Genomic DNA, 25226 nt, shown 5'->3' with positions numbered 1-25226 from the left:
TCGGCCCCCCCCTTCTGCATCGGCGGCGCGTGCCCCAGTCTGTGAGGGTGCCGTAGGACATCCTGTACGGGGGTGCGCACGGTGCGTACGCGTCTGGACGTTTGAAGAAGCAGGGGAACGTATGGCCACGGTCACGGAGGGACTCGAAGGAGTCCGGCGCGAGCTGGACAGACTTGAGCGCAAAGTCGTGCGGCTCTTCGAGCCCGGGCTCGCGCCCGAGGCGGTGCGGGCCAAGCTCGACGGCGCCCCCGAGGAACTGGTCGCGTGGTTCGGCTGGGCCGACGGCACGCGGGCCGAAGAGGATCAGACGGTGGACGACGCCTCGTTCATCCCGGGCTACGTGCTGGTCAGCCTGGACGAGGCGCTGGAGTTCCGCGACGAGGTCGAGGTGGAGTCCGACGGCGACGAGGAGTGGCTGCCGCTGCTCGTCTCGCCCGCCGGGGACTTCTACGCGGTCGCCTGGACCGCCGACGAGGGCATCGTGCAGGTGTGGAGCTATGTGGACGGCGCCCCGGTCCAGACCGACTACCCCGACATGGAGCGCATGCTGCGGACCTTCGTGGAGAGCTTCCGGACGGGGGCGTTCGAGGTCGACGAGGAGGGTTACCTGGACATGCACCCGGAGCTCGCGGACCGCGTCTACGAAGCGGTCACCCGGGCCTGAGGGCACGGCGGCCGTCGGCCGGGCGTGGCCGGGCCGAGACTCCTGGAGCCAGGGATTCCCAGGCCGGAACCATGGTTGTGCTACGATATGACTGCCTTCGGCGCGCTCAAGCGTAGGATCCATGACTGAGCCCGGAGGACCAGACTTCCGACGAGCCCCGGCCCCCACGGCCGGGGCTCGTCGCTTTCCGGCGCCGGCAGCCCCGGCGCAACCCAGCCTCCGGTCGGCCGCCGGGACCCGGCAGACACGGCAGACACGGCAGGCGCGGCCTAGCCTTCGGCCGCGGCGTTCATCCCGGCCGACCCCGGCTCCGCCGCCCGTACCTCGACCACGTCGTCGACGCCGAAGACCCCGGGCCGCACGACCGACGCGTACATCCCCACGTTGTGGCCGGTCCTGGCGTGCACGGTACGCAGCAGTGCCCGGTCCGCGGCGAGGTCCGCGTGCGGCAGCGGGTGGCTGATCATCACGCACCGCGGGCACTCGCCCTCGACGCGCAGGACGGCAGTGCCGATGTGCAGGTCGAGCCCGGTCCACGCGCGCTCCGGGAAGTCTCCCTCGATCCCGTCCGGCACCGCGACGAAGACGTTGGGGCGGAACCGCCGGACGTCCACGTCGCTGCCGGGGGAGAGCTTGCGCAGCGACTCCAGCGAGCGGTCGGTGAGCACGTGCACCGGGAACGCGTCGTAGTGCGTGCCGGGCATCGTCTGGTTGGTCCACAGCGCGTCCGGGAAGAGGTTCAGGTCCGGCACCTCGGCGCCCTTGTCGACGCCGAACAGCTCCTCCAGGAAGCGCACCCAGTCGCCGTCCTCGGGCGGGAGCCGCCGATAGTACGCCTCGTCCGAGGCGGGCCGCCGGGACCGCAGCGAGGCGGGGCGGCCCAGCACCCGGCTCAGCTCGCCGTGCACGGCGGCGTCCGTCGAGCTGATCACGCTGCCGTCCGGCAGCGTGATCTCGACCGGCGGCACCGGGTCGGCGGCGCTCACCGGGCGCAGGTAGCGCGGGTGCAGGCCGAGCAGGACCGGGTTGCGGCGGGCGTCCGCGATGAAGTCGCCGTCCTCGTCGCGGACCGCCCATATGCGGTCGCCGCGTACGCCGTCGGGGTCCAGCCGGGCCAGTTCGAGCGGTTCGCCGATCATGCTCTTGACCGGGTAGCGCCACAGCGCCGAGACACGAAGTGCGTTGGGGTTTCCGGCCGTTCCGGAGCTCTGCGGGGACACGGGCCACTCCCTTCCCGGCACGTCGGCCAAGACCTCGGTGCCCGGGTCGTCATCGTGGTGGGAGCGGCCGTACGTTATCCCGACCTCCCCCAACAGGTAAGGGTAGTCGGGCAGTTGGGCGGTACGGGAGGTGCCGCGGGACTCAGGCGAAGCCCTTCGCGATGTGCTCCAGCCACCACGCGGGGGCCGCGTTCATGAGCGTGTTGAAGTCCCAATAGTCGTGCCAGCGCACGAGTTTGCCGTCCGGGCCGATTTCGTGGACCGACACGAACGGCAGCAGCACGCTCTCGCCTGATTCCCAGAACCATTTCTCCGCGTGCTCGGTGATGACGACGTCGCCGTCGGCCACGATGTGCTTCAGGTGGTGCTCGTAGCCGGACAGCATCTCCAGACCGAGCCGGAGGCGGGCCGCTATCTGCTCGGGACCGTAGGCTCCGGCTCCCGGCGCCGGCACGTCGGTGTAGTGGCCGTCGGCGGCGAAGTAGGCGCCGACCTTGTCGAAGTCCCGCTCGTACAGGTCCTGCCAGAACTGCTCGATGAGCCGCTTGTTGTCGACTGCGCCGGTCATGCGGTGCCCTTTCGGAACGCGGATGCAGGGTGCCCGCGCAAGCAGGCGTAGCGGAGCCTAGGCACATCTCCGATCAGAAGACAGCATCGAATGGTCCGGTTCCGAACGGCACCGTGATCGGGTGGGTTAGCGTGTGCCGGTGCACATACCCTCCGCCCGGCGATTCCGGGTCGTCGTCGGCGCCTGCGCCCTGGCACTGCTCACCGGATGCTCCCTGGTCGGAGGGTCCGACGGGGGATCGGACGACGACGTCGCGCCGGTCGCCTCCGCGGGTGCCACCGCCCCCGCCGCACCCCAGGCCCCCGGCTCGCCGGCCGCCCCGACCGGCTCGGGCGCGCCGAACGGGGGTTCGCCCGGCACGGTGACCATCGCCTTCGGCGGCGACGTGCACTTCACCGGCCGGACGGTGTCCAGGCTCGGTACCGGGGCCGACACGCTCGGCCCGATCGGCAAGACGCTGGGGCAGGCCGACATCGCCATGGTGAACCTCGAGTCGGCGATCACGGAGCGCGGGGCGCCGGAGGCCAAGACCTACACCTTCCGGGCGCCGAAGTCCGCGCTGGACGACCTCAAGGCGACCGGCGTGGACGTGGTCAGCATGGCCAACAACCACGCGGTGGACTTCGGTCAGCCGGGGCTGACCGACTCCCTCGCGGCGGCCGACGGCGGCGCGCTGCCCGTGGTCGGTTTCGGCCGGAACGCCGAGGACGCGTACACGCCGTGGACGACCGAGGTCAACGGCGTCCGGGTGGCGGTTCTCGCGGCGAGCCAGGTCAACGACCTGACCAGCCAGCGGTATCCGGCGGGGGCCACCAAGCCCGGGATCGCCACCGCGCTCACGTCCACCCGCCTGGTCAAGGCGGTGCGCGACGCGAAGGCGGCGGCCGACGTCGTGGTGGTCTACGTGCACTGGGGCATCGAGGGCGACAAGTGCCCGTCGGCCACGCAGAAGGACCTCGCGAAGGACCTCGCAGAGGCGGGCGCGACCGCGGTGGTCGGCACCCACGCGCACGTGATGCAGGGCGCGGGCATGCTCGGCGACACGTACGTCGGCTACGGCTTCGGCAACTTCCTCTGGTACGGCACCTCGCCCTACCCGAACTCCAACGACACCGGTGTCACCACGCTGACCGTCACCGGCGGCAAGGTGGTCAAGGAGGTCTTCACGCCGGCGCTGATCGACTCGCGCGGCGTGCCGGTGCCGCAGAAGGCCGGCGAGGCCAAGCGCATCACCGACCGGCGGGCGTCGCTGCGGCCGTGCACGGGGCTCGCGGCGGCGCCCAGGTAACGGGCGCGGACGGCGCGGACATGCGAGGGGCTGGCGTACGGGGTCCCGTACGCCCGCCCCTCGTATGTCCGCCTGACGGCGGTCAGCCCATCCCGGGGGTGGGCGGGGCTATGTACATGTAGCCCTTCTCCTCCACCCGGGACTTGATGCGCCACTGCCCGTCCACGCGCACGAACGTGTCGAGGTACCACAGGCCGCAGAGCATCAGGCTCTGCTGCCCGTCCTCGCCGGGCATGACCATCGGGTTGTGGCACATCGTGCGGCCGGTCGCGGTGTCGCCGTCGAGGGTGACCGCCGAGTTGCCGACCATGTGCTGGAACGCCGGGAAGTTCGGCATCACGTCGGCGAGGAACTTCTTCGTCGACGCCAGATCGCCCGTCGAACCGCCCATCGCCGAGTAGTCGATGTGCGCGTCCGCCGTGAAGACGTCGTCGAGCAGGTCCCACTGGCGGGTGTCGACCGCGTGCGAGTAACGGACCATCAGGTCCTGGATCTCGAACCGGTCCGAGATCTCTTGCAGCGACAGCATGGTGCCTCCGGGTTGCGCTGGTCCATGAGCCCGGCGGGCACGGAGCGGCCCGCCGCGTCGCAATGTCACCCGGGTTCGCCCCAGGAAGCAAGGGGGCGGCCTCGGTGGACAGGGCCGGGCGGGTGATTCCCCGGCGTTTCTTTTTCCGGCATTTCGGGCATTCGTGAGCGGATCCGGAAGAGGTTCGGACGGGATCCGGGCGGGGCCGGGTCCGGGTATGCGAGGGAGTCTGCGGTGTCTGCACGGACTTGGGCGGGACTGGGACGGCGGCGCCGTGCGGCCGCGGCGCTGGCCGCCGCGACGGTGCTCGCGGTCGGTGCGGCCGGCTGCTCGGACGACGGCGACGACAAGGGCAGCGCCGCCAAGAACGCCCCCGCGCGGGCGTCGGCCGACGCGGCGCAGTCGCCCGGGCAACCCGCCGCGGACGGCGGCACGGACGGCCTCCAGAACGCGTACCGCAAGGTCGTCACCGACGTCCTTCCGTCGGTCGTGCAGATCACCACCTCGGACGGCCTCGGCTCCGGAATCGTCTACGACGACAAGGGCAACATCGTCACCAACGCGCACGTGGTCGGGAACGCCACCGCGTTCCAGGTCACGCTGGCCACCGGGGCGCAGCCGCTGACCGCGAAGCTGGTGGCCTCGTACCCGCCCAACGACGTCGCGGTGATCCGCCTCGACAATCCGCCGGGCGACCTCAAGCCCGCGCAGTGGGGCGACTCGTCGCAGATCGACGTGGGCACCATCGTGCTGGCGATGGGCAATCCGCTCGGCCTGTCCGGCAGCGTGAGCCAGGGCATCGTGTCGGCCCTGAACCGCACCCAGAGCGAGTCCGCGGAGCAGGGCTCGCCCGGCGCGACCATCCCCAACCTCATCCAGACCACCGCGGCCATCAATCCCGGCAACAGCGGCGGCGCGCTGGTCGACCTGGAGGGCAAGGTCGTCGGCATCCCGACGCTCGCGGCGGCCAGCGGGGCCGGCAACAGCCTCGCCCCGGGCATCGGGTTCGCGATCCCGTCCAACACCGCAAAGAACCTGGCCGACCAGATGATCAGGGACGGCAAGGTCACCGACTCCGACCGGGCCGCGCTCGGCATCACCGCGACCACGGTCGTGGGACGCGGCGGCAACGCGGCCGGGGTCGGCGTCGTCACCGTCGACCCGGCCGGCGCGGCCGCCAAGGCCGGGCTCCAGGCCGGCGACGTCATCACCGCGGTCAACGACACCGAGACGCCCAACCAGGCGGCGCTGGCCGAGGTGTTGGCGGGCCTCAAACCGGGCGACACCGCGAAGGTGAGCCTGGTACGAGCGGGCGGCGGGGACGCGACCGTGGACGTGACACTCGGCGAACTGTCCTGAGAGCGGCGTGGCGTGGCTTGACGCCCCGGGCGACATCGCGGGACCGTCCGGGGCATGACGTTCCCTCAGCAGCCGGGGCCGAATCGGGGGCAGTACCCCGGAGGCGACCCGGGAGCCGATCCCGGGGCAGCCCCCGGACCGCAGCCCGGGCAGTCGCCGGGGCCGTATCCGGGGCAGTACCCCGGCCAATATCCGAGCCCGCCGCCCGGCGGCCAGTACCCGGGGCAGCCGCCCGGTCAAGTCCCGAGCCAGCCGCCCGGTCAAGTCCCCGGCTATCCCGGCCAGTCCGGCCCGGTGCCGGGCCCCTACCCCGGTCAGCCGGCGGCGTGGGACCCGCAGGCGCCGACCGCGACTGCCTGGCAGCCGCCGCCCGGGCAGCCGTACGACGGTCCGCCCGGTGCGCCGGGCGCCGCCGAGCCGCCCGCCGATCTCCCGCCCGCGTCACGGCTGTTGCGGCTCCTCGCGCGCACCGTCGACTACCTGCTGATGACCGCGCTCGTCGTGCCGCTGTGGTTCGTCGCCTACAACTACCTTCAGGGCAAGGCCGCAGAACTCCAGAACACGACGTTCGAGAAGACCTTCCGCGCGCTCCTGCTCGGTGACGCCGACAAGGCGCAGCGCGCGCCGCTCGACGCCGTCGACGGCCTGTGGGACAAGACGAAGCTGATACTGCTCCTGCTCGTGCTCGCGCACCTGCTGGTGCCGACGATCTACGACTGGCTCATGCACGCCAGGTTCGGACGCACCCTCGGCAAGATCGCGTTCGGCATGAAGGTCGTTCCCGCACAAGGCGGTTCGAGCCGCCTGGGCGTCCTGCGCTCGGCCCGCCGCACCTTCGTCGCGGTGCTGCTCCCCTGGGGCGCGCTCATGCTGATGTGGTATCAGATCATCCTGCGCGACGGGCAGTTGGCGCTCGTCTTCGGGCTGGTCAGCCTCGTCGGGTTCTTCGACCCGCTGACGGTCCTCGGCCCGCGCCGCCGCACCTGGCACGACCGCACGGCCGGGACCGTCGTCGTCAACGTCAAGCCGCTGGCCCGGGCCGCGGCGCTCGGCCGCGGCGCCGGGGGCGCGGTGCGGCAGGCGTACCAGGGCTCGTCGATCCCCGGGCAGGCGTCCCGTATCGGCTCCGGCGCCGCGCAGCAGACGCGCGACATCCGCGACCGGATCCGCCGCCGGCGCTCCTGAACAGGGCCGGTCGGCGTCCGGCCGACCGTGCTCAGTCCGTCAGGGTGATGGCCCGGGTCGGGCAGACCCGGGCCGCCTCCTCGACGTCGGCGCGCAGTTCCTCCGGCGGGTTCTCCTGGAGGATGTAGAGGAAGTTGTCCTCGCGCACCTCGAATACGTCGGGCGCCTCCGCCATGCACAAGGCGTTGCTCTTGCACTTGTCGAAGTCGACGCTGATCTTCATCCGGCCCTCCGGTACTCGACGGCGGCCCGTCGTGGCGGGCCCCTGCACACCTATCACGCACCGCCGTTGGTAAGGCCAGACTTCCTACGCCGCCGAGCCCCTGCGACCCGCCCCGGCGGCGGGGGTGGGGACAACCCCACCGAGAACCCGGGCGGTCGCCGGATCGAGACGTGATCACGGAACAGACAGGCTGGTCACACGGTCGGAAAGCCCGGCCGCGGACAGGAGGACCGGCCATGGGCAGGCGTGCCACATCCGTCATCGAGGCCCGTGCGGCCGCCGCCACCTCGGCGGTCAGCCTCACCGGGGTCACCAAGGTGTACGGGCGCGGTGCCGAGGCGGTGCACGCGCTGCGCGGCGTCGACGCCGACATACGCAGGGGCAGCTTCACCGCCGTGATGGGCCCGTCCGGTTCGGGCAAGAGCACGTTCCTGCACTGCGCGGCGGGGCTCGACCGGCCCACCGACGGCCGCGTCGAACTGGCCGGCACCGACATCGCGACGCTGTCCGAGACCAAGCTGACGAAGCTGCGCCGCACCCGCGTCGGGTTCGTCTTCCAGGCCTTCAACCTGGTCGGCTCGCTCACCGCCGAGCAGAACGTCACGCTGCCGCTGCGTCTCGCGGGCGAGCGCCCCGACAAGAAGTGGGTGCGCGAAGTCCTCGGCCGCGTCGGCCTGGCCGATCGCGCCCGGCACCGCCCCGCGCAGCTCTCCGGCGGCCAGCAGCAGCGCGTCGCCATCGCCCGCGCCCTGGTCACCCGCCCCGACGTGCTGTTCGCGGACGAGCCGACCGGCGCCCTCGACACCCGCACCGGACGCGAAGTCCTCGCGCTGCTGCGCCAGGTGGTCGACGGTTACGGGCACACCGTCGTCATGGTCACCCACGACCCGGTCGCCGCGTCGTACGCCGACCGCGTGGTCTTCCTCGCCGACGGCCGCCTGGTCGACACGCTGGAGGCGCCGACCGCCGAGGCCGTCGCCGACCGCATGATCCACATGGAGGGCTGACCCGTGCTCCGCCTCGCCCTCGGCACCCTGCGTACCCGGCTGGCCGGGTTCACCGGTGCCTTCCTCGCGGTCGCGCTCGCCACGGTCCTGGTGACCGGCGCGGGCATCATGCTGGAGTCCGCGCTGCGCACCGACTCGCCCGTGGAGCGGTTGCAGGGCACCGACCTCGCGGTCGCCGCGTCCGACCACCTCGCGCGCACGCCGCAGATGGACAAGCCCTCCGGGGAGGACGAGGCGGAGTCGGACCCGCTGCGGCAGACCTCGCGCATCCCCGCCGAGCTGGCGGAGCGGATCGCGGCCGTGCCCGGGGTGCAAACCGCGGTCCCCGACCGCAGCGTGCCGGTCGGGCTGCCGGGTGGGCTCGGGGCGGACGTGCACGGTTGGGGCAGCGCCCAGTTGACGCCGTACCGGCTCACCGACGGCCACGAGCCACGCGCCGCCGACGAGGCCGTGGTCGACACCGCGACCGCCGCCGCGCTCGGTCTGCGGCCCGGGGCACGACTCGACCTCGGCACACCGCTCGGCCCGCGCACCGTCACGGTCGTCGGCATCGCGCAAGGGCAGGGCGCCCCCTCGGTGTTCCTGCCCGACGTGCAGGCCGCCGGGCTGAGCACGGTGCCGGCGCTCGCCGACTTCATCGGTGTGACGCTCGACCCCGGCGCGGACAAGAAGCAGGTCCGCTCCGCCGTCCGCGACATCCTCGCCGCGGCCGGACCGCAGTTCGGCGACCCGACGCGGGCGCAGCCCGAGGTCAAGGTGCTCGGCGGCGGCGCGCTCGCCCGGCTTGAGGCGCCCGCCGCCACGTCGATGCAGGACGCCACGATCCCGGTGGTCTCCGTCTTCGCCGGTAGCGCCGCATTCGCCGCGGTGTTCGTCATCGCCGGGACGTTCGGCTTCTCGGTCCGCCAGCGCGTCCGGGAGATCGGCCTGCTGCGCGCGGTCGGCGCCACGCCGGGGCAGATCCGCCGCATGGTGGCTGCCGAGGCGCTGCTGGTCGCGGCCATCGCGTCCGCGGTCGCGGTGCCGCTCGGGTACGCGTTCTCGCACGTGCTCGCCGACCTGTTCGACCGCGCCGACGCGCTGCCCACCGGATTCTCGGTGGTGCAGTCCTGGCTCCCCGGCGTCGTCGGATTCGGCAGCGCGGTCCTGGTGACCCAGGTCGCCGCGCTGGCCGCCGCGGGGCGCGCCGCGAAGGTGCGGCCCACCGAGGTCTTCGGGTCGACGGCCAAACGCCGCATCCTCGTTCCGCTGCTGCGGTACACGCTCGGCCTCGCCGCGCTGGCGGGCGGCGTCGCGCTGGTCTTCGTCTCGACGAACCTCGGCGGCGACGAAGGGGCGGGCGCCTCGGTCGGCATCGTGTTCACCTTCATGGTCGCGGTGGCGCTGCTCGGACTGCCCCTCGCCCGCGCCTCCGTCGCGGTCGTCGGCCGCCTGCTGGCACCGACCGGGGACGCGGCGGGTCGCCTCGCGCGCGCCAACGGCGCCGCCGAGCCCGGGCGGGTCGCGTCCATCGCGGTACCGATCGCGCTCACCATCGCCTTCTCCTGCTCGATCCTGTTCATCGGCACGACCGTCGCGGACGAGACGATCTCGCAGAGCAAGGCGCGCACAACGGCGGAGTTCATCGTGGACGGCGCGGACCGGGCCGGCATCCCGCAGTCCGCGGTCGAGCGCATCCGTGCGCTGCCGGGCGTCCAGGCCGCGTCCGGCACCGTCGAGACCACCGTGATGGACGGGTCGATGAACGACGCCGTCGAGATGGACGCGCGCGGCATCGGGCCGGAGACCGCGCAGGTGATGGAACTCGGCGTCCGCGAAGGCGATCTGTCCGATCTGCGCGGCGCGGACACCGTCGCGCTCGGCAGCCGGCACGCCGACGCCAAGAACAAGCACGTCGGCGACAGCATCAAGTACTGGCTCGGCGACGGAACTCCCATGAACGCGCGCGTGGTCGCGGTCTATGACAACGCGTTCGGCTTCGGCGACTTCCTGATGCCGCGCGACGTGGCCGCCGCGCACAGTACGGTCGGCACGTTCGACAAGGTGTACGTGACGACCGGGCCGGGCGCCGACAAGGCCGCGCTCGCCGCCGCGCTGGAGCGCGAGGGGCACGTCCTCGACCGCGGCGCGTACCTCGACGAGGTGTCCGACGACGCCAACGAGAGCGCGTGGGCCAACGCCCTGATCCTGGGCGCCATCGCGGTGTTCACCGCCCTCGGAGTGGTCAACACCATCGTCATGGCGACGCGCGCCCGGGCCCGCGAACTGGCGGTGCTGCGCCTCGCCGGCACCACGCGTAGCCAGGTCATGGCGATGCTGCGCCGCGAACTCGCGGTCGCCGCAATCGTCGGCGTGGCGGTGGGAACGGGCATCGCGTGGCTCACGCTCGGCGCGTTCGCGAACGGGATCACCGGCTCGTTCGACCCGTCGATGCCGCCGGAGATCTACGTGCCGCTCGTGGCGGTGGCGGTGGCCCTGGTGTTCGGTTCTGGCATGCTGTCCGGCCGGTCCGCCCTGCGGATGGACCCGGTGGACGCGGTCGGTGCGCGCGACTGACAACCCTCTCAGGGTGGTTCATCGGCATCTGATGGAATTCGGTACTGTTTGGCGGAGTTCGAGGGGTCTCTTCCGTCCGGAGGGATCCCTCGAACCCGTATGTCCGGGAACCGCGGGCGTTCTGACGGCGTGTCATCGCCAGTGGGCAGGGTGAGAGGATGCCCCGGACGAGGAGGCGGGCGCTCGGGGCCGCCTCCGGCGAGTGAGTGCGCGGAGGCGGTATGGCAGCCGAAGCCGGTGCGGGGATACGGCCGCTCGGAGACGCGGATCCGCGGACGGTCGGGCCGTACCGGCTGATAGGCCGGCTCGGATCGGGCGGCATGGGCTCGGTGTTCGCCGGGCTCGACCACTTCGAGCGGCGCGTCGCCATCAAGATCGTGCACGCGCAGTTCTCCGACGACCGCGAGTTCCGCGCCCGGTTCAGCCGCGAGGTGGCGCTGCTCCGCCGCGTGCAGGGCACCTGCACCACACCGGTGCTGGACGCCGATGTGGACGCCCCGCAGCCGTGGTTCGCCTGCGAGTACGTGCCCGGGCCCACCCTCCAGGAGCGCGTCGAGCGCCATGGGCCGATGACCGGCGACGACCTCTTCGCGCTGGCCGCCGGGCTCGCCGAGGCCCTGGTCGCGCTGCACGGCGTCGGCATCGTGCACCGCGACCTCAAGCCGCAGAACGTCGTGTGCTCGCCCGCCGGTCCGCGCGTGCTCGACCTGGGCATCGCCCGGTCGATGGAGGACAGCAACCTGACCCGCACGGGCATGATGATCGGTTCCCCGGCGTGGATGAGCCCCGAGCGGTTCCGCGGCCAGACCAGCACCCCGGCGGCGGACGTCTACGCGTGGGCGATGATGGTCGCGTACGCCTCCACCGGAGTCATTCCCTTCGGCACCGGCGCGCCCGAGGTGGTCGCGCTGCGCGTGCTCCAGGAGGACGCCGACACCGGCGGTGTCCCGCAGGCGCTCCGCGGCATCGTCGACTGGAGCGCGGACAAGGACCCGCTGCGCAGACCGTCCGCCCACCAGGTTCTCGAGACGGTCACGGGCACCTGGCGCGGTGCGCTGGGCGCGGGCGCCCCGGCGGCCGACCTCGTCTCGGACGCCACGTCGCTGATCCATCTGCACTGGAAGGCCCCGGTCATGGACGGGGGCTGGGGCGCCGAGGGGGCGGCCGCACCTCCCGCACCCGGCACGGGCAGGCGCCGGGCCGGACGCCACGCGGCGGCGCCCGCGGCGGAGTTCGGGTCGGCGGCCGGGGACGGCCAGGCCGGACCGGCTGCGGCGCACGGCTTCGGGCAGCCGGGCGGGGCGGCGGACGGCGCCACGGTCCCCGCGCCGCTCCCGGCGCCGCCGGGCGTCCCGCAGCCGCGCGGCCCGGTCGGCTCGGTGCCGCCCCCACCGCCGCTTCCGCCCACTCCGCCGCCGATGCCGCCGCCCGCGTCACCGCCGGGCGCCGCGATGCCGGGGGGCGGCGCGACGGGCTACCCGCCGTACAGGAACGACGCGTTCCCCACCGCGACCGCCCCCGGCTTCCCGCCCGGCCAGGCGCCCGGAATGCCGCACATGTCCACGGCCGACGACGGGGACACGATCGTCGGCGACTCGCTGGCCGGGCTGTTCGCCGACGGTGGCCTGGGCGGACCGGGTGGACCGGGCGGCGCCGCCGGTCGCCGTCGCGGGCGCGGCCCGGGTGACGGCTCGGGCGACGGCTCGGGCCCCGCGGGCGGCGCGTTCGGGCGGCACCGCAAGCCGCTGATCGCCGCGGCGGCCGTCGTGGCCGCCATCGTCGGCGTGGTCGCGGCCGTGGCGGCGCTGGGCGACGACAAGAAGGAGAAGCCCGTCGCACCGCCCGTCGCCAAGCCGGACACCCCGCCGCCGGGCACCCTCGTCGGACCGGGCGTGTTCGAACTGGCCGGTCTCAAACTGACCATCCCCGCAGGCTGGGACGCGCGGCCCAACGGCCCCGCGACGGTCTGCGTGGCCCCGATGGAACTGCCCGCCGACGTGCGCACCGACTGCCTGCACGGCGGACTGCGCGTGTGGGTCGGCAGCGACCCGAACCGCAAGGTGGACCTGGACGACGCGGACGGCTGGACGCTGGGCACCCCCGCGCCGTGGTGCCAGCCGCTCGCCCCGGGGGCCTCGCCGAAGCCGAAGACCACGGGACGGACGTTCCAGAAGCTCGGGTCGCTCACGTACGAGTACGCCCGCTACAACATCACCTGCGGCGACGGCACCGAGATCGAGCCGCAGGTGTGGTGGCTGCCGCAGTCGAAGATCTCGTTCAGCACCGGCGGACTGGCGAAGAAGTACGACGACGTCGTCAAGGACCTGGTGGCGACGATGGACAAGAAGTCCTACAAGGCTCCCAAGGCCAAGTAGCCGCGGGGACCCCGGCCGGAGCCCGGCCGGGGCGGGAGCGCCGCGGGGTCAGAAGACCGCGACATCGGTCGTGGCGACGAACGGGTTGTCGGGCCCGGCGGGGAAGGAACTCCAGCCCTGCGCCTCGTAGACGTCCATGAGCTCGTGCTCGGACTTCTCCTCGTCGGGCCACTCCGCGCGCACCACGACGTGCACGGACGGGTGCGGGTACTGCTCCCACCACTCCACGATGTGGCCGTCCAGGTCGACGGGCACCGGGTGGTGCTCGACGCGGTGCACGAGCATGTAGGGGCCGCCGGTCCACGGGCCGACGTACGCCCCGCCCAGCGGTATCGCGGAGATCGAGTCGCCGCCGCGCGGCAGCGCGGGGCCCGCGAAGTCGCCGGACAGCAGCGACCCCACGTACCCCGTGGGGGCCCGGTCCTCCGGGACGTCCTGATAGAAGTCCACCCGGAGTCGGTACCGGATCACGCGCTGCCCCTCTGGTTGCCGAGTCAGGAACCGGCGCCCAGACGGCCGGTTCCGTGAGTCTCATACGTATACCAGCCAATAGCGCTTACGCCGAAGGGCTAGGGCATTTCTCCGTTTTCGCCCTTGTTCGCACCGCCGTTGGTGCCTTCGTCGGCACTCTCGGGCGCGTCCTCGGGGGCGGTGAAGTCGTGCCAGGTTTTCCACAGGCTGGGGACGGTGCCCCACCCGTACGACCGCTCGGGCCAGTTCGCGGGCGGCAGTCCGGCCGGGTTCGCGCCGGCGTTGGCGCCGTACCAGAGATCGTGGCGGCGGCGCACGAAGAACCAGCGGCCGCCCCGCCGCTCGTACACGTCGCGGTACAGGATCGCCTGGTGGATCCAGCGCGGCCCCTCCTGGATCTCGCCCTTGCAGTAGACGTGCCCGGTCGCGTGGTCCTCGTCCAGCAGGTCGATGACGTGTGTGCCGACGTTCAGGATCGTGACCCCGAGCGGCCGCAACTGCTCGGCGAAGGACGCCCGCAGGGCCTCGCGCCCGGAGGCCTCGCGGGTGACGCGCACGTCGTCGACGAACAGCCCGCACAGCGCGTCGAGGTCCCTGCTGTCGAGCGCGAGCGCGTAGCGCGCGGCCAACTGGCGGATCTCCTCGTACGCGAGGAGCCTGCCCACGTCCCGCACCGCGCCCTCGTCCATGCCGTCTCCGCTCCGTGTCCCGATGGACCGATCTTGATGATCCGTCAGTTCCTTGATACCCGATAAGGGCAGGGAAAGGATCCGCGGGTATGCGTGGGGGCACGCGCGGGAGATTGCGCGGACACGCGCGCGGAAGTTGGTGACGTCGATGAGCGGGAGCCTGGACGGACGGGTCGCGGTGGTGGCCGGGGCGGGCGAGGGGATCGGCCTGTCGACCGCACTCGCGCTCGCGGGCGAGGGCGCCGACCTGGTGCTTGGGGCCCGGCGGGCCGAGCCGCTGCGCGAACTCGCCGACCGGGTCGCGGCGCGGACCGGCCGCAAGGTGCTCGCGGTGCCGACCGACATCGCCGACCGCGACGCGTGCCACGCGCTGGTCGACGCCGCCGCGGACGGGCTCGGGCGGGTGGACGCCGTGGTTAACGTCGCCACGTACAACCCATCCGGACGCGTCGAGGACCTGGACCGGGACGAGTACCGGCGGGCGTTCGACGTGAACGTGCTGGGCGTCCTGGAGGTCAGCCGGGCCGCGCTGCCGCACATGCGGGCGGTGGGCGGCGGATCGATCGTGCAGATCAGCACCGAGGCGCCGCGCATGAAGCTGCCCTACATGGCGGCGTACGCGTCGACCAAGATGGCGATGGAGATCGCGTCGGCGACCATGGCGCGCGAGGTGGGCCGCGACAACATCCGGGTCAACGTCGTCGTGGCCGGCTACACCGACAATGCGAAGCTCGCCAAGTACCTGGAGGAGGTCGCGGAACGCCGGGGGCTGACCGCGGAGGAGGTCCGCGCCGAGTTCGCGGCGAGCGCCGCGCTGCGGCGCGTCACGCAGCCCGAGGACATCGCCGAGGCCGTGCTGTTCCTCGCCTCGCCGCGCTCACGCGGGATGACCGGCACCGTGACGCACGTGACCTCGGGAGTCGTCCTGGAGCCGTGACGCTCCCCATGACCGTGACGCTCCTGGTAGCCGTGACGCGCGAACGCGGGCGTGCCGCGGGTCGTGTCCTCACATTCCCGCCGGGCCCGTGGGCCGTCCGACGGAAACGTGAAGACACTCCCTTGCGGCATGCCCGCGCGCGTTCCGGGCATCTACCCCGAAAGGGTGTGGGTGCAAGGTGGGAGGGGGCGGCCGGTGGGGCGGAACCGACTCTCGGAACGGGCGGGCGACGCCGCGGCGCTGACCTTCGTGTTCTTCGCCATGACGATCGTCTCCGGCATGGTCGCGGCGTTCGGGGTGATCGCGCACTCGTGGCTGTGGGTCGTCGCGCTGATGTTCGCCGCGTTCTTCCTGCTCGCCTGCGGGTGGAGCGCGCTGGAGGTCGTCATCGCGCGGCAGATGGACCGCGAACGGCGGGCCCGGGCGCGCGGGGACTACGCGGTGCGGCCGATGGACCGGCGCTGAACGGGCGGCTTGTCGGCCCGCGGCTCAGCTCCGCGACAGGCCGCGCTCGCGCAGGAAGCCGCCGATCTCGGCGTTCTGCTCGGCGCTGAAGATCCGGTGCGGCACCATGATCGCCTGCGCCGGGTTGAACTCGAAGATCCACTGGTCGTCCACCGACCGCAGCTTGCGGAAGGTGCTCCACGGGATCTCGGCGCGGTTGGCCCCTATCGCCGACCGGTACACCTCGTCGGTCAGCGTGACCTCGCACACGTCGCCGTGCATGTGCCGGTTCTGCCGGGCCGCCTGGAGCGGGGCCCACAGCCGCAGCCCCAGCATCGCGGCGCCGAAGGCCAGGAAGATGAACGGCCAGAACGCGACGCCGCCGTCCAGCGCGCCGATCAGCAGCACCACGAGACCCGCCGCCAGCAGGATCGCGCCTCCCGCGGTCAGCCCGCGGAACAGGCCGCGGCGGAACGCGATGACACCGTCGGCGATGTCGCGCTCGGTCGGGATGTAGTTGACGCTGATGTGCACGGGCAGTCTCCAGTCGGGCCCACGGGCGGGCAGCGGGCGGGGACCATAGTCCCACGTGCCCGGACCTGCGGCGGACGCACCCGCGCTCGGCGTCCGGTACGGCTCGCCGGGTGCTTCCGCGGCGGTTTCAGCCCGCCGCCTCACCCGCGGGGGTCGTCGTGTGGGGGCGCGGGGAGTGCGGCTGCGGCGTGTACGCGGCATAGGGGTGCGCCGCGAACGGTTGCGGGGCGTACGGCTGCGCGGCATATGGCTGTGGGGCGTACGGGTGCGCGACATATGGCTGCGGCGCGAACACGGGTACGGGCGCGGGGGCCGCGTAGGGGTTCGTCGAGTACGGAGCCGATTGCGGCATCCAGGCCGGCCCGTACGGCGGCCAAGCCACAGCCTGCGGCGGCCACCCGTACGCGGGCGTCGGCCCCCAGCGCGGCGTCGGCATCGTGCGCTCCGGCACCTCGCCGAGCGCGCGGCGCAGCGCCCAGAGCCGGTCGAGGAACACCCGCTCCTGCGGTGTGAACTCCTGCGCGGTGACGCCGCCGCGGACCGCGCGCTGCCGCAGCTCGGCCAGCCCGGTGGCGTTCCAGTGGTACTCCCGTGCGGCGCGTTCGCCCGGCTTGCCGTACAGCGCGAGCGCCGCGCGGCGCTGGCGGCCGCGGTCGGCGATCGAACCCAGCACGTGCGGCTCGTTCCAGGTGAACCACCCGGCGGCGACGTACTGCGGCAGATGCGTGCGAACCGCGGCGAGCTGCGCGCCGCGAAGCTTGCGGCCGGTCACGAACACCCCCGCCAGCAGCGGCGCCATGACGAGGAAGTAGACCGCGAGCATGATCGCCGGGTTGTCGTCGGCCGTGGTCTTCCACGCCGAGCCGTTCCACGCCGAGTGCAGACCGACGGCCACCAGGTAGCCGCCGAGCGACACCAGGACTGCCCGCGAACGCCGCCGCAGCAGCACCGCGACGCCGAGCGCGAGGCCCGTCGCGGCGGTGAACAGCGGGTGGGCGAACGGCGTGAGGATCGCCCGGCCGAGGAAGATCGCCGCGGTCTGCGCGGCGGCGTCGCCCTCGTCGCTGCCCTCCCCGAACGCCCGTCCGAAATACAGCACGTTCTCGGTGAAGGCGAACCCGGCGGCGGTGGTGGCGGCGAGCACGAGGCCGTCCAGCGGGCCGCGGAACCACGGGCGGCGGAACACCAGCAGGAGCAGGACCGCGGCGCCCTTGGCCAGTTCCTCGACGAACGGCGCGACCACGGTCAGCCCGAGCAACTCGCCCTGGTGCTCGCCGGAGCGGTCGACGATCGCGTCGATCGACCACGAGTTGGCGTACAGCGCGGCGAGCGCCCCCGCACCGGCGCCCCACGACAGTGCGAAGGCCAGGTGCTGCCACGGCTGCGGCCGGGCCCGGGCGAGCAGCAGGAACGCGCCGACCACCAGGGGCACCGGGGCCGCCGCGAGCGGTATGCCGACCGCGAGCCCGTCGAGGCCGGTCACCTCGCTCATCTTGACCGCGGCGGTGATCCAGCACGCCGCGAACAGCAGGCCGAAAACCACCACCCGGTTGCGGGGCCTGGCGAAGAACGCCCGCAGCGCCCGCGCCTCGGCACCGCCGGACGGGCCGGCGGCGCTCAGCGCGTGATCGGGCGTGTCCATATGGTGTGACGATAGCCGGGCGCGGCGACCGGTTCGTTTCCTTGGCCCAAAATGCGTCGTCCTGTGTCTCGCGGACCGGACGGTCCGAGGCGTCGAACCCCGCGGTCCGGGAAGGCCCGCGGCGCGGTCGGAACGCGTCGTCCCGTGCCCGCCGGACCGGTCCACGGCAGGGGGCGGATTCCCGCCGGAAGCCCGCGTGGACGGCGGGGGCAGCAGCGGGTTGACCGTCGCGCGAAATGCCCGCGCCGCGGTCAGACGCGCCGGAAGACGAGGTCGGCGACCTCGTGGCCCTTGGCGAGCCCCTGCCGCTCGAAGCGCGTCATGGGCCGCCAGTCCGGGCGCGGTACGCGGCCCCCGCCCGGCCCTGCCGTGTTGGCGAGCGCGGGTTCCGCCTCCAGGACCTCCAGCATCCAGGCCGCGTACGGGGCCCAGTCCGTGGCGCAGTGCAGTGTGCCGTCCGGCGCGAGGCGCGACGCGGCCAGCGCCGCGAAGCCGGGCCGGATCAGCCGTCGCTTGTGGTGGCGCGACTTGGGCCACGGGTCCGGGAAGTACACCCGGATCCCGGCTAGCGACTCGGCCGCGACCATGTCGGTCAGCAGGACGACGGCGTCGCCCTCGGCGATGCGCACGTTGGCCAGGCCGCGGTCCTCGACCAGGTGCAGCAGATTGCCGATGCCGGGGGTGTGGATGTCGGTGGCGAGGATGTTGACGCCGGGCTCGGCCGCGGCCATCGCCGCGGTCGCCTCGCCCATCCCGAACCCGATCTCCAGGACGACCGGATTCCCGTTGCCGAAGAGCGCCGCGAGGTCGCGAGGCTTGCCGTCGACGGGCACGCCGTACGCCGGCCACAGCCGCTCGATCGCGTCCTGCTGCTGCGGGCTGAGCCGCCCTCGGCGCGGGTGGAACGTCCGCACCACCCCGACCGGCGGCCCGCCGAAGGGATCGGGCGTCAGCGTCGACTCGGTCCCGGGAGGCGGCGACGCGGGCCTGCGCGCGGCGGCCGGGCGCTCGCCGGGCGACGCGGCGCCGGACTCTGCGGAGGACGGGGCGGAGGACCAGGCGGAGGGCAAGGCGGAGGACATGGAGGGGAGGCCGTCGGTTCGGGGGCACGGCACGCGGAGGCCGTGCCGGGAGACTCTTCGATGCTACGGGAGACGCGGTGCGCGCCGGTCAGCCCTGTTCGGAGTGGTTGGGGTGCGGCTCGGCGGTCCGGTGCGCGTCGCGCGCGTCGCCGGTGCGGGCCTCGGTCCGGCGTCCGCGGGCGAGGAAGTCGAGCGCGACCAACTGGACGGCGTCCTGGGGGCTCTTGGTGCCGGTCATCAGCATGAGCTCGATCGCGAGGTCGGCGTCGAGGGAGATGGAGACCTGGGCCATTGCCGCTCCTCGGGTGTCAGTTGAGTAGGTCGGGCACGAGACGTCGGGCACGCGACGCCGGGGACGCATGCGGGGCACGCATGCCGAGCTCATCACGTGCCCGCCGCGAGGCGTTCGCATACGCGGTCGGCGATCTCCTCGCCGATCGGGAGGGACGCGGTGGCCGCGGGCGACGGCGCGTTGAGCACGTTCACGATCCGCTCGCCGCCGGTGAAGAGGAAGTCGTCGACGAGTTCGCCGTCCGGCCGTACCGCCTGCGCGCGCACGCCCGCCGGGGCGCGGACCAGGTCGGCCGCGGTGACGGCCGGGAGCATGCGCTGCACGGCGCGGGTGAACGCGGGCTTGGCGAGGGAGCGCAGCATCTCGCCCGCGCCGTACCGCCAGTGCCGTCGGGCGATGTGCCACATGCCGGAGTAGCGGAGTGTCGCGGCGAGTTCGAGGGGGCTGGCCTGCGTCCACGCGTACCCCTCGCGCCGCAGTGCCAGGACCGCGTTCGGGCCCACGTGCACGTCTCCGTGGATGCCGCGCGTCAGGTGCACGCCGAGGAACGGGAACGCCGGGTCGGGCACCGGGTAGACCAGCCCCCGGACCAGGCCGCGCCGGTGCGGCGCCAGCTCGTGGTACTCGCCGCGGAACGGCACGATGCGGACCGGCGGCGGGGGACCGCCCTCGGCCCGGGCCGCCATCGCGGCGATGCGGTCGCTGTAGAGGCCCGCGCAGTTGACCACGACCTGGCCGCGCACCTCGCCGAGGCGCGTCTGCACGACGACCTCGCCCGGGTGCACCGCGAGCGAGGTGACCGCGGCGCCGGTGCGCAGCGACACGCCCTCGGCGTGCAGCAGGCCGACGAGCGTGCGGCAGACCTCGGTGTAGTCGACGATCCCGGTCGTGCCCACGTGCAGCCCGGCGATCGCGCGCACGTTCGGCTCGTACTCGCGGATCTGATCGGACGTCAGCTCGCGTACGGGCACGCCGTTGGCCTCGCCGCGCTGGTACAGCGTCTTCATCCGCCCGAGCTCGGACGGATCGGTGGCGACGACAAGTTTGCCGGTGACCTCGTGCGCGATGCCGTGCTCGGCGCAGAACCCGACCATGCGGCGGGCGCCCTCGACGGCGAACCGGGCCTTGAGGCTGCCGGGCTTGTAGTAGAGGCCGGAGTGGATCACGCCGCTGTTGCGCCCGGTCTGGTGGGCGGCCCAGGAGGTCTCCTTCTCCAGGACCGCGACGGTGGTGCCGGGGGCGCGGCGGAGCAGGGCGTACGCCGTCGACAACCCCACGATGCCGCCGCCGATGACGATCACGTCGTACCTGAGCATGCGCCCTCCGCGTTCCCGGCCCGCCCCCGGCCGACCTCCGATCGGCCCCGGCCGACGCCCAGTATCGCGCGGACACGCGCGGGCGCGGCGTCAGGCGGTGACGCCGATGGAGCCGCGGACCTGCTCGGTGAACTCCCGGACGACCGGCTCGCGGCCGTGCGCGGCCTGGAGCCCGGAGACGAGGTCGCGTATGTAGGCGCTGTTGCGCGCCGAGTGCACCCGCTGGGCGACCGCGAGCGCGCGCATGCCGCCGCCGCACGCCGCGTCGATGTCCCCGGCCGCGAGGTCGGCCTGCGCCCCGACGGCCAGGCGCAGGCCGTGCGAGCGGATGTACGCGTCGCTCCGGCCGGCCAGCGCTGTCGCGGTGAACCGCCTTGTCTGCTCGGGCAGTCGGAGGTCGCGGTAGCACTCGGCGCCGTCCGCGCAGAGGCGGTCGTACGAGAAGAAGTCGATCCACTCGGGGTCCTCGTCGCCGGGCCGGGCGCGTTCGAGGTGCGCCTCGGCGGCGTTGAGCGACCGCGCGCAGGCGCCCGGGTCGCCCGCTCGGGCGTGCGCGCGCGCCTCGACGAGGTGGAGGAATCCGGTGACCTTGGCGGTCGCGACCCCGCGGTTGCGCTCCACGGCCGCCTGCGCGAGGTCGACGGCGGTGTGCGGGTGGCCTCGGTAGGTGGCCTGGAGGCTCATCGTCGCGAGGACGTACCCGCCGAGCGGCACGTCGGCGGCCGCGCGGGCCAGCCGCAGGGCCTGGATGTAGTAGCGCTGGGCCATCTCGTGCTGCCCGGTGTCGAACGCCATCCACCCGGCCAGCCGGGACAGTTCGGCGGTCGCGCCGAACAACTGGCGTCCCACCGAGTCCTGGTAGGTGCCGCGCAGCAGCGGTGTGGCCTCGGCGCGCAGGCACTCCGGCACCATCGACGCGCGCCAGTCACCACCGCCGTACTTGCTGTCCCAGCGCCTCGCCTCGGCCGCCGCCTCCCGGAGTTTGGCCACGTCCGTCTGGCCGACCCGGCGGTCCGAGCCGCGGTGTTCGGCCAGTGCGTCCGCCGGGGCGATGAGCCAGCGTGCCAGCGGGGTCGCGAAGGCGGTGACGGCGAAAGTGCCGGTCAGGAACTCGCGGCGGTTCACGTGGTCGTGCCTCCACAAGTCGGTGGCCTTGACGACGGCTTCGGCAAGGTCGCGCGGGAAGGAGAGGCCCAGGTCGGGATCGGTCGGGCCGCTCTCGTCGAGGCCGATCTCCGCCAACGGCACGGGGCGTCCGAGCCGTTCTGCGAGGACCGCGGCGATGAGGTGGGGGACGGGACCCTGCGGGGTCATGCCCTTGCCGACCCAGCGGGCCACGGACGTCTTGTCGTAGCGCAGGGTGAGGCCGCTGGCGGCGCCGAGGTCGTTGACCCGGCGCGCGAGACCGGCGTTGCTCACCCCGGCGCGTGCGAGGAGCGCGCCGAGGAGCCCGTTCGGTCCGCGGGTCGGCTGGTCGCGGCCGGGCGGTGCGGCCTTGGAACGCTCGGGGCCCGATTGTCCGGCGCCTTGCCCGGCGTCGGGCTGCCCCGCCGCGGACTGCCCGGTGTCCGAGGGCTCGCGGCCGGATCGCCGGCGGGCGGACCGGCGTGCCGGTGACGCGCGTACGGGCGTCTCGCGTAAGGACTGCTCCGCGGATACCGGTGCGGCGTCCGGGGGTTCGTGGGCGCGCAGCTCGCGCGGACGGGGCAGCGGTCGCGGGAGGCGGGAAGCCGTCACCGCGGGTCGGAGTGCGGCTTGCCCCGACCCGTCGCTCTTAGGACCACTGCGCATGGCTTGCCCCCAAAGGCGACTTCCGTCTACCTCAGAGTAACCGGCGGGGGTGGCGCGGGTAAGGGGAATGACGCATTCGTACGCGTGCCGGTCAACGTGTGTACGAGAGGCGTCAGGACGGTACGCATCAGGTAGCTGATAGGCCGTCAAAATCCACCATCAAATGGTGAAAAACCCAACAAAAGAGCGTCTCTCGGGCGCGATGATGTGCCGTGCGCCGGTACCGTGTGCCTGTGCGCCCGCCCGTGCGCTCTGCACAGGGTTGCCTAACCTTGCTTCACTGGTAAGGGTTTGGTGCCGGCAGTGGGTGGCCGGTGCCGTGGAGGACCGCGGTACAGGGGGATCTGACATGCGCTGGTTCGCTGGGACGAGCGGCAGCCACTCGGCGCCGCGACCCGACCACTCGACGGTCGTCTGGGACGGCCCCGACCCCCTGTGGCTGGTGGGTGACTGGCCGCGGGACGAGGTGCGCACCGTCACCCGGGGCCGGGACAGGATGGCCGTCCTCGGCGACTGCCGGGCGACGGACGCCGAGCTGGAGGTCGGCCTCGCCGTGGCGCGCGGCGGCGGCCTGCGGCATCTCACGTGCTGGCCGGGCAGCTACCACGTGGTCCTGCGGCTGGGGCGCCGCACTCTCGTGCTCGGCGATCTCGCGGGGCTGCGGCAGGTGTACCACGCGCCCTTCGAGGACGGCGTCGTGTACGCCTCGCTGGCCCTCCCGCTCGCCGACCTCATCAGCGCGCGCCTGGACCGCGACCTGCTGGCGGCCCGCGTGCTGTGCCCCGACGTCCCCGAACTGACCGCCGGGCGCTCGCTGTTCGCGGGCGTCGACTGTCTGGGACCGGGCCACACGCTGGAGTTGACCGGCTCCAAGATCCGGCTGCGCCTGCACGAACAGGGCGCCGCCCCCCTCGACTTCCCGGCCGCCGCGGCGGCGCTGCGCGAGGCGCTGACCGCCGCCGTGGACCGCCGCGTCGGCGCCGCCGCCAAGGCCGGGACGGACCTGTCCGGCGGGCGCGACTCGACCGTCCTGTCGCTGCTGGCCGCGCGCGCAGCGCAGCACGAAGTCGTCGCGGTGACCTGGGCGGACCCGAGCGCGGGCGACGACGTCGAATACGCGTCGCAGGTCGCCACCAAGTCCGCGCGCCTGCGGCACCTGCTCGTGCCCGCCGACGCGGACTGCCTGCCGTACACCCGGCTCATCGACGCGTTCGACGCCCCGCCGGTCCCGGACGACCCGGCGTCGCCGCTGGTCACCGTGGCCCGCACGCAGCGGCACCTGGCGGTGGCGCAGGAGGCGGGCATCGACGTGCACCTCACCGGGTACGGGGGCGACGCGGTGCTCGGCACGCCGCTCGCGTACCTCGCCGACCTCGCGATGGACCGCCACCCGGTGGCCGCGATGCGGCACGCCCGCGCGTGGGCGCGGGTCGCCGGAGTGCGGCCGGGGGACCTGGCCGCGGCGGCCCGGCGCGTCGGGCGCACCGGGTTCGACCAGGCGCTCCTCGGGCTGGCCGAGGTCCTGGAGGCCGGCGAACCCGCCGTGTCGGCCGGGGGGATGGACGCCCTCGTCAACTGGGTCGCCCCCGGCCCCACGCTGGTGTGGGCCGAAGCGGACGCCCGGCGCGGGGTGGCGTCGGCTCTGCGGGCGTACGCCGCAGAAGCCGCCGAGGACCCCGCGTCCCGCCGCGCCGACCCGTCCGTGCACCGCAGGCCGGGCGACCGCGCGTCGTGGGTCTCGGTGCGGCGGGCGGCGGACCGGTACCGGGTGATGCAGCAGGTCGCGGACGGCAGCGGGGTCCGGATGCGGGCGCCGTACCTGGACAACGCCGTGGTCCGGGCCGGGCTCGCGCTGCCCGCGTGGGCGCGCGGCCGCGGCGACGGGCCGCGCACGCTCCTGCACACCGCCGTCGAGGGCCTCGTGCCGCGGTCGGCGCTGTCGCGAACCGGGAAGGGCGACTACACGCGCTCGGAGATCCGCGGTTTGCGCCGCAACGCCGCCGACCTGCGGGACCTGTTCGCGGCGCCGCTGCTCGCCGAGGTCGGCATCCTCGACACCGCGGCGCTGCGCGCCGCACTCGACCGGGCCACGCGGCCGGTGCTCGGCAAGGGCGGCAGCGGCGGGGACCCGGGCGAACTCCTGGGCGGCTTCGCCGACGTCGTCGGCGCCGAACTGTGGCTGCGCGGCGTCGCCGCGGGCCGGGCCACCCGCTGGGGAACCGCCGCGACGGCAGGCAGCGTGATCGCCGCGGTCGCCTGAGCGGGACGAGTTGCGACCGCCCTCACCCCGCCTTCAACCGCCTTGGCCGCGAGGCCAGACAGCGCTGCTCGGCCATGATCGCGGTGGCCCGGGCCGCGCGGCGGAGATGTCGTACGCCTCCGCCGCGTCCCCGGTGCGCTCCAGCAGGTGCGCGCGTACGGAGAGCCGGTGGTGCCCGGCCACCCGGGTGTCCTCGGTGTGTCGTTCTGTCACGCCTCCAAAGGTCCGTCGGAGAAGATGACCTGCCGAATCTCGACCCCCAGCCCGTCGACCGCGGCGTCCGGAATCCGGGCGGCGAGCTCGATCGCGCGCGCCTTGTCCTCGACGTCGACCAGGTAGAAGCCGCCCAGAAACTCCCTGGACTCCAGGAACGGGCCGTCCGTCACCACCGGCTTCCCGCTGCGGACCGTGACGACGGCGGCCTGCGAGGGGTCGACGAGCGCCTGGGTGGTCAGCAGCTCGCCGGACTCCTTCAGGTCCGCGAGCAACCTGCCGTGGCCCTCGCCGATGGCCGCCTTCTCCTCGTCGGTGAGCGCGTCCAGCACCGCCGGGTCGATGTGCATGCTGATCAGGAACTGCATCTCGGGGCTCCTCGTGGCTCGCGGGCCCCGGCCGGGGCCCTTCGCGAGGTGGTCGGAGCCGGCGGCGTCGTCTCGACATCCTCGCGGCACCGATCTCCCGAAAGCCTCCGACTCATGTGGCGCGGCACCGTTCCGCGCCCATCTCTTGATCCAGTCTTGCTCCGGACCCCGTGCGCGCCTAGCATCCGACCGGAGAGTCGGAATTCCTACCCA

The 25226-nt window shown here is 73.4% G+C and carries 24 protein-coding genes; 10 read left to right on the top strand and 14 right to left on the bottom strand.

All coding sequences use genetic code 11. The annotated features are described in order from the left end of the window. The first annotated feature begins 121 nt into the window (after nt 1-121). Nucleotides 122-664 carry a hypothetical protein gene (locus tag ACRX5S_RS06225; protein ID WP_436771758.1) on the top strand — a complete coding sequence of 181 codons (543 nt, stop codon included), beginning with the start codon at nt 122-124 and terminating at the stop codon, nt 662-664. Nucleotides 665-933: 269 nt separating this feature from the next. On the opposite strand, the gene ACRX5S_RS06220 is transcribed toward ACRX5S_RS06225, so the two are convergent. Next, complete coding sequence (locus tag ACRX5S_RS06220) at nt 934-1884, bottom strand: MOSC domain-containing protein (RefSeq protein WP_436771757.1); 951 nt, start codon at nt 1882-1884, stop codon at nt 934-936. Nucleotides 1885-2026: 142 nt separating this feature from the next. Next, nucleotides 2027-2452, bottom strand: a complete 426-nt coding sequence (locus tag ACRX5S_RS06215) for a nuclear transport factor 2 family protein (protein ID WP_436771756.1) — start codon at nt 2450-2452, stop codon at nt 2027-2029. A 139-nt stretch (nt 2453-2591) separates the two neighbouring features. Here ACRX5S_RS06215 and ACRX5S_RS06210 point away from each other — a divergent pair, with 139 nt between their 5' ends. Further along, the gene (locus ACRX5S_RS06210; protein WP_436771755.1) at nt 2592-3740 is read left to right on the top strand and encodes a CapA family protein; all 1149 of its coding nucleotides are present in this window, start codon (nt 2592-2594) and stop codon (nt 3738-3740) included. 82 nt (nt 3741-3822) lie between these two features. Here the strand turns inward: ACRX5S_RS06210 and ACRX5S_RS06205 are convergent, their stop codons facing one another. Beyond that, nucleotides 3823-4269 (bottom strand): nuclear transport factor 2 family protein, encoded by a 447-nt coding sequence (locus ACRX5S_RS06205; protein WP_436771754.1) that lies wholly within the window; start codon nt 4267-4269, stop codon nt 3823-3825. 234 nt (nt 4270-4503) lie between these two features. Here ACRX5S_RS06205 and ACRX5S_RS06200 point away from each other — a divergent pair, with 234 nt between their 5' ends. Together ACRX5S_RS06200 and ACRX5S_RS06195 are read left to right on the top strand one after the other, a co-directional pair. Then, complete coding sequence (locus ACRX5S_RS06200; protein WP_436771753.1) at nt 4504-5628, top strand: S1C family serine protease; 1125 nt, start codon at nt 4504-4506, stop codon at nt 5626-5628. A 54-nt stretch (nt 5629-5682) separates the two neighbouring features. Continuing rightward, nucleotides 5683-6813, top strand: a complete 1131-nt coding sequence (locus tag ACRX5S_RS06195; protein ID WP_436771752.1) for an RDD family protein — start codon at nt 5683-5685, stop codon at nt 6811-6813. Nucleotides 6814-6844: 31 nt separating this feature from the next. Here the strand turns inward: ACRX5S_RS06195 and ACRX5S_RS06190 are convergent, their stop codons facing one another. After that, nucleotides 6845-7036, bottom strand: coding sequence for a ferredoxin (locus ACRX5S_RS06190; RefSeq protein WP_436771751.1), 192 nt, complete (start codon nt 7034-7036; stop codon nt 6845-6847). A 236-nt stretch (nt 7037-7272) separates the two neighbouring features. On the opposite strand from ACRX5S_RS06190, the gene ACRX5S_RS06185 reads away from it, so the two are divergent. From ACRX5S_RS06185 to ACRX5S_RS06175, 3 genes are all read left to right on the top strand, one after another. Next, nucleotides 7273-8043: an ABC transporter ATP-binding protein gene (locus ACRX5S_RS06185; protein WP_436771750.1), complete on the top strand. Its 771-nt coding sequence runs from the start codon at nt 7273-7275 to the stop codon at nt 8041-8043. 3 nt (nt 8044-8046) lie between these two features. After that, nucleotides 8047-10599 (top strand): FtsX-like permease family protein, encoded by a 2553-nt coding sequence (locus ACRX5S_RS06180; RefSeq protein WP_436771749.1) that lies wholly within the window; start codon nt 8047-8049, stop codon nt 10597-10599. Nucleotides 10600-10820: 221 nt separating this feature from the next. Next, nucleotides 10821-12974: a serine/threonine-protein kinase gene (locus ACRX5S_RS06175; RefSeq protein WP_436771748.1), complete on the top strand. Its 2154-nt coding sequence runs from the start codon at nt 10821-10823 to the stop codon at nt 12972-12974. A 48-nt stretch (nt 12975-13022) separates the two neighbouring features. Here ACRX5S_RS06175 and ACRX5S_RS06170 read toward each other — a convergent pair whose 3' ends face one another. Further along, nucleotides 13023-13445 carry a hypothetical protein gene (locus tag ACRX5S_RS06170; protein WP_436771747.1) on the bottom strand — a complete coding sequence of 141 codons (423 nt, stop codon included), beginning with the start codon at nt 13443-13445 and terminating at the stop codon, nt 13023-13025. A gap of 98 nt (nt 13446-13543) precedes the next feature. Next, a complete protein-coding gene (locus tag ACRX5S_RS06165; protein ID WP_436771746.1) occupies nt 13544-14134 on the bottom strand; it encodes a nuclear transport factor 2 family protein in 591 nt (196 codons plus the stop codon). A 148-nt stretch (nt 14135-14282) separates the two neighbouring features. On the opposite strand from ACRX5S_RS06165, the gene ACRX5S_RS06160 reads away from it, so the two are divergent. Both ACRX5S_RS06160 and ACRX5S_RS06155 read left to right on the top strand, forming a co-directional pair. Beyond that, nucleotides 14283-15071 (top strand): SDR family NAD(P)-dependent oxidoreductase, encoded by a 789-nt coding sequence (locus ACRX5S_RS06160; RefSeq protein ID WP_436771745.1) that lies wholly within the window; start codon nt 14283-14285, stop codon nt 15069-15071. A gap of 195 nt (nt 15072-15266) precedes the next feature. Beyond that, nucleotides 15267-15536: a hypothetical protein gene (locus tag ACRX5S_RS06155; protein ID WP_436771744.1), complete on the top strand. Its 270-nt coding sequence runs from the start codon at nt 15267-15269 to the stop codon at nt 15534-15536. Nucleotides 15537-15560: 24 nt separating this feature from the next. Here ACRX5S_RS06155 and ACRX5S_RS06150 read toward each other — a convergent pair whose 3' ends face one another. The 6 genes from ACRX5S_RS06150 to ACRX5S_RS06125 form a co-directional block, all read right to left on the bottom strand. Next, on the bottom strand, nt 15561-16049 hold the full coding sequence (locus ACRX5S_RS06150; protein ID WP_436771743.1) for a YcxB family protein: 489 nt from the start codon (nt 16047-16049) through the stop codon (nt 15561-15563). 127 nt (nt 16050-16176) lie between these two features. Next, the gene (locus tag ACRX5S_RS06145; protein ID WP_436771742.1) at nt 16177-17691 is read right to left on the bottom strand and encodes a PrsW family glutamic-type intramembrane protease; all 1515 of its coding nucleotides are present in this window, start codon (nt 17689-17691) and stop codon (nt 16177-16179) included. Nucleotides 17692-17942: 251 nt separating this feature from the next. Beyond that, nucleotides 17943-18773 carry a tRNA (guanosine(46)-N7)-methyltransferase TrmB gene (gene trmB / locus ACRX5S_RS06140; RefSeq protein WP_436771741.1) on the bottom strand — a complete coding sequence of 277 codons (831 nt, stop codon included), beginning with the start codon at nt 18771-18773 and terminating at the stop codon, nt 17943-17945. Nucleotides 18774-18861: 88 nt separating this feature from the next. Continuing rightward, nucleotides 18862-19065 carry a hypothetical protein gene (locus tag ACRX5S_RS06135; protein ID WP_436771740.1) on the bottom strand — a complete coding sequence of 68 codons (204 nt, stop codon included), beginning with the start codon at nt 19063-19065 and terminating at the stop codon, nt 18862-18864. Nucleotides 19066-19157: 92 nt separating this feature from the next. Further along, on the bottom strand, nt 19158-20381 hold the full coding sequence (gene lhgO, locus ACRX5S_RS06130) for an L-2-hydroxyglutarate oxidase (RefSeq protein WP_436771739.1): 1224 nt from the start codon (nt 20379-20381) through the stop codon (nt 19158-19160). A gap of 90 nt (nt 20382-20471) precedes the next feature. Continuing rightward, nucleotides 20472-21800: an MFS transporter gene (locus ACRX5S_RS06125; RefSeq protein WP_436772222.1), complete on the bottom strand. Its 1329-nt coding sequence runs from the start codon at nt 21798-21800 to the stop codon at nt 20472-20474. Nucleotides 21801-22521: 721 nt separating this feature from the next. Here ACRX5S_RS06125 and ACRX5S_RS06120 point away from each other — a divergent pair. Then, a complete protein-coding gene (locus ACRX5S_RS06120) occupies nt 22522-24432 on the top strand; it encodes an albusnodin/ikarugamycin family macrolactam cyclase (protein WP_436771738.1) in 1911 nt (636 codons plus the stop codon). Nucleotides 24433-24465: 33 nt separating this feature from the next. Here the strand turns inward: ACRX5S_RS06120 and ACRX5S_RS06115 are convergent, their stop codons facing one another. Next, nucleotides 24466-24645, bottom strand: a complete 180-nt coding sequence (locus ACRX5S_RS06115; protein ID WP_436771737.1) for a hypothetical protein — start codon at nt 24643-24645, stop codon at nt 24466-24468. Further along, on the bottom strand, nt 24642-25013 hold the full coding sequence (locus tag ACRX5S_RS06110) for a YciI family protein (RefSeq protein ID WP_436771736.1): 372 nt from the start codon (nt 25011-25013) through the stop codon (nt 24642-24644). The genes ACRX5S_RS06115 and ACRX5S_RS06110 overlap by 4 nt, the downstream gene beginning before the upstream one ends. Nucleotides 25014-25226 lie beyond the last annotated feature (213 nt).

Origin of the sequence: Yinghuangia sp. YIM S09857 (assembly GCF_051388915.1) — a bacterium.
Lineage (GTDB): Bacteria > Actinomycetota > Actinomycetes > Streptomycetales > Streptomycetaceae > Yinghuangia.
The sequence above is the reverse complement of the archived record's forward strand: the minus strand, read 5'-3'. Positions and strand labels throughout refer to the sequence as shown.

Coding starts and splice junctions, on each gene's coding strand:
- ACRX5S_RS06225 (WP_436771758.1), top strand. CDS start 122: ATGGCCACGGTCACGGAGGGACTCGAAGGAGTCCGGCGCGAGCTGGAC.
- ACRX5S_RS06215 (WP_436771756.1), bottom strand. CDS start 2,452: ATGACCGGCGCAGTCGACAACAAGCGGCTCATCGAGCAGTTCTGGCAG.
- ACRX5S_RS06205 (WP_436771754.1), bottom strand. CDS start 4,269: ATGCTGTCGCTGCAAGAGATCTCGGACCGGTTCGAGATCCAGGACCTG.
- ACRX5S_RS06195 (WP_436771752.1), top strand. CDS start 5,683: ATGACGTTCCCTCAGCAGCCGGGGCCGAATCGGGGGCAGTACCCCGGA.
- ACRX5S_RS06190 (WP_436771751.1), bottom strand. CDS start 7,036: ATGAAGATCAGCGTCGACTTCGACAAGTGCAAGAGCAACGCCTTGTGC.
- ACRX5S_RS06185 (WP_436771750.1), top strand. CDS start 7,273: ATGGGCAGGCGTGCCACATCCGTCATCGAGGCCCGTGCGGCCGCCGCC.
- ACRX5S_RS06175 (WP_436771748.1), top strand. CDS start 10,821: ATGGCAGCCGAAGCCGGTGCGGGGATACGGCCGCTCGGAGACGCGGAT.
- ACRX5S_RS06165 (WP_436771746.1), bottom strand. CDS start 14,134: ATGGACGAGGGCGCGGTGCGGGACGTGGGCAGGCTCCTCGCGTACGAG.
- ACRX5S_RS06160 (WP_436771745.1), top strand. CDS start 14,283: ATGAGCGGGAGCCTGGACGGACGGGTCGCGGTGGTGGCCGGGGCGGGC.
- ACRX5S_RS06145 (WP_436771742.1), bottom strand. CDS start 17,691: ATGGACACGCCCGATCACGCGCTGAGCGCCGCCGGCCCGTCCGGCGGT.
- trmB (WP_436771741.1), bottom strand. CDS start 18,773: ATGTCCTCCGCCTTGCCCTCCGCCTGGTCCTCCGCCCCGTCCTCCGCA.
- ACRX5S_RS06135 (WP_436771740.1), bottom strand. CDS start 19,065: ATGGCCCAGGTCTCCATCTCCCTCGACGCCGACCTCGCGATCGAGCTC.
- lhgO (WP_436771739.1), bottom strand. CDS start 20,381: ATGCTCAGGTACGACGTGATCGTCATCGGCGGCGGCATCGTGGGGTTG.
- ACRX5S_RS06120 (WP_436771738.1), top strand. CDS start 22,522: ATGCGCTGGTTCGCTGGGACGAGCGGCAGCCACTCGGCGCCGCGACCC.
- ACRX5S_RS06110 (WP_436771736.1), bottom strand. CDS start 25,013: ATGCAGTTCCTGATCAGCATGCACATCGACCCGGCGGTGCTGGACGCG.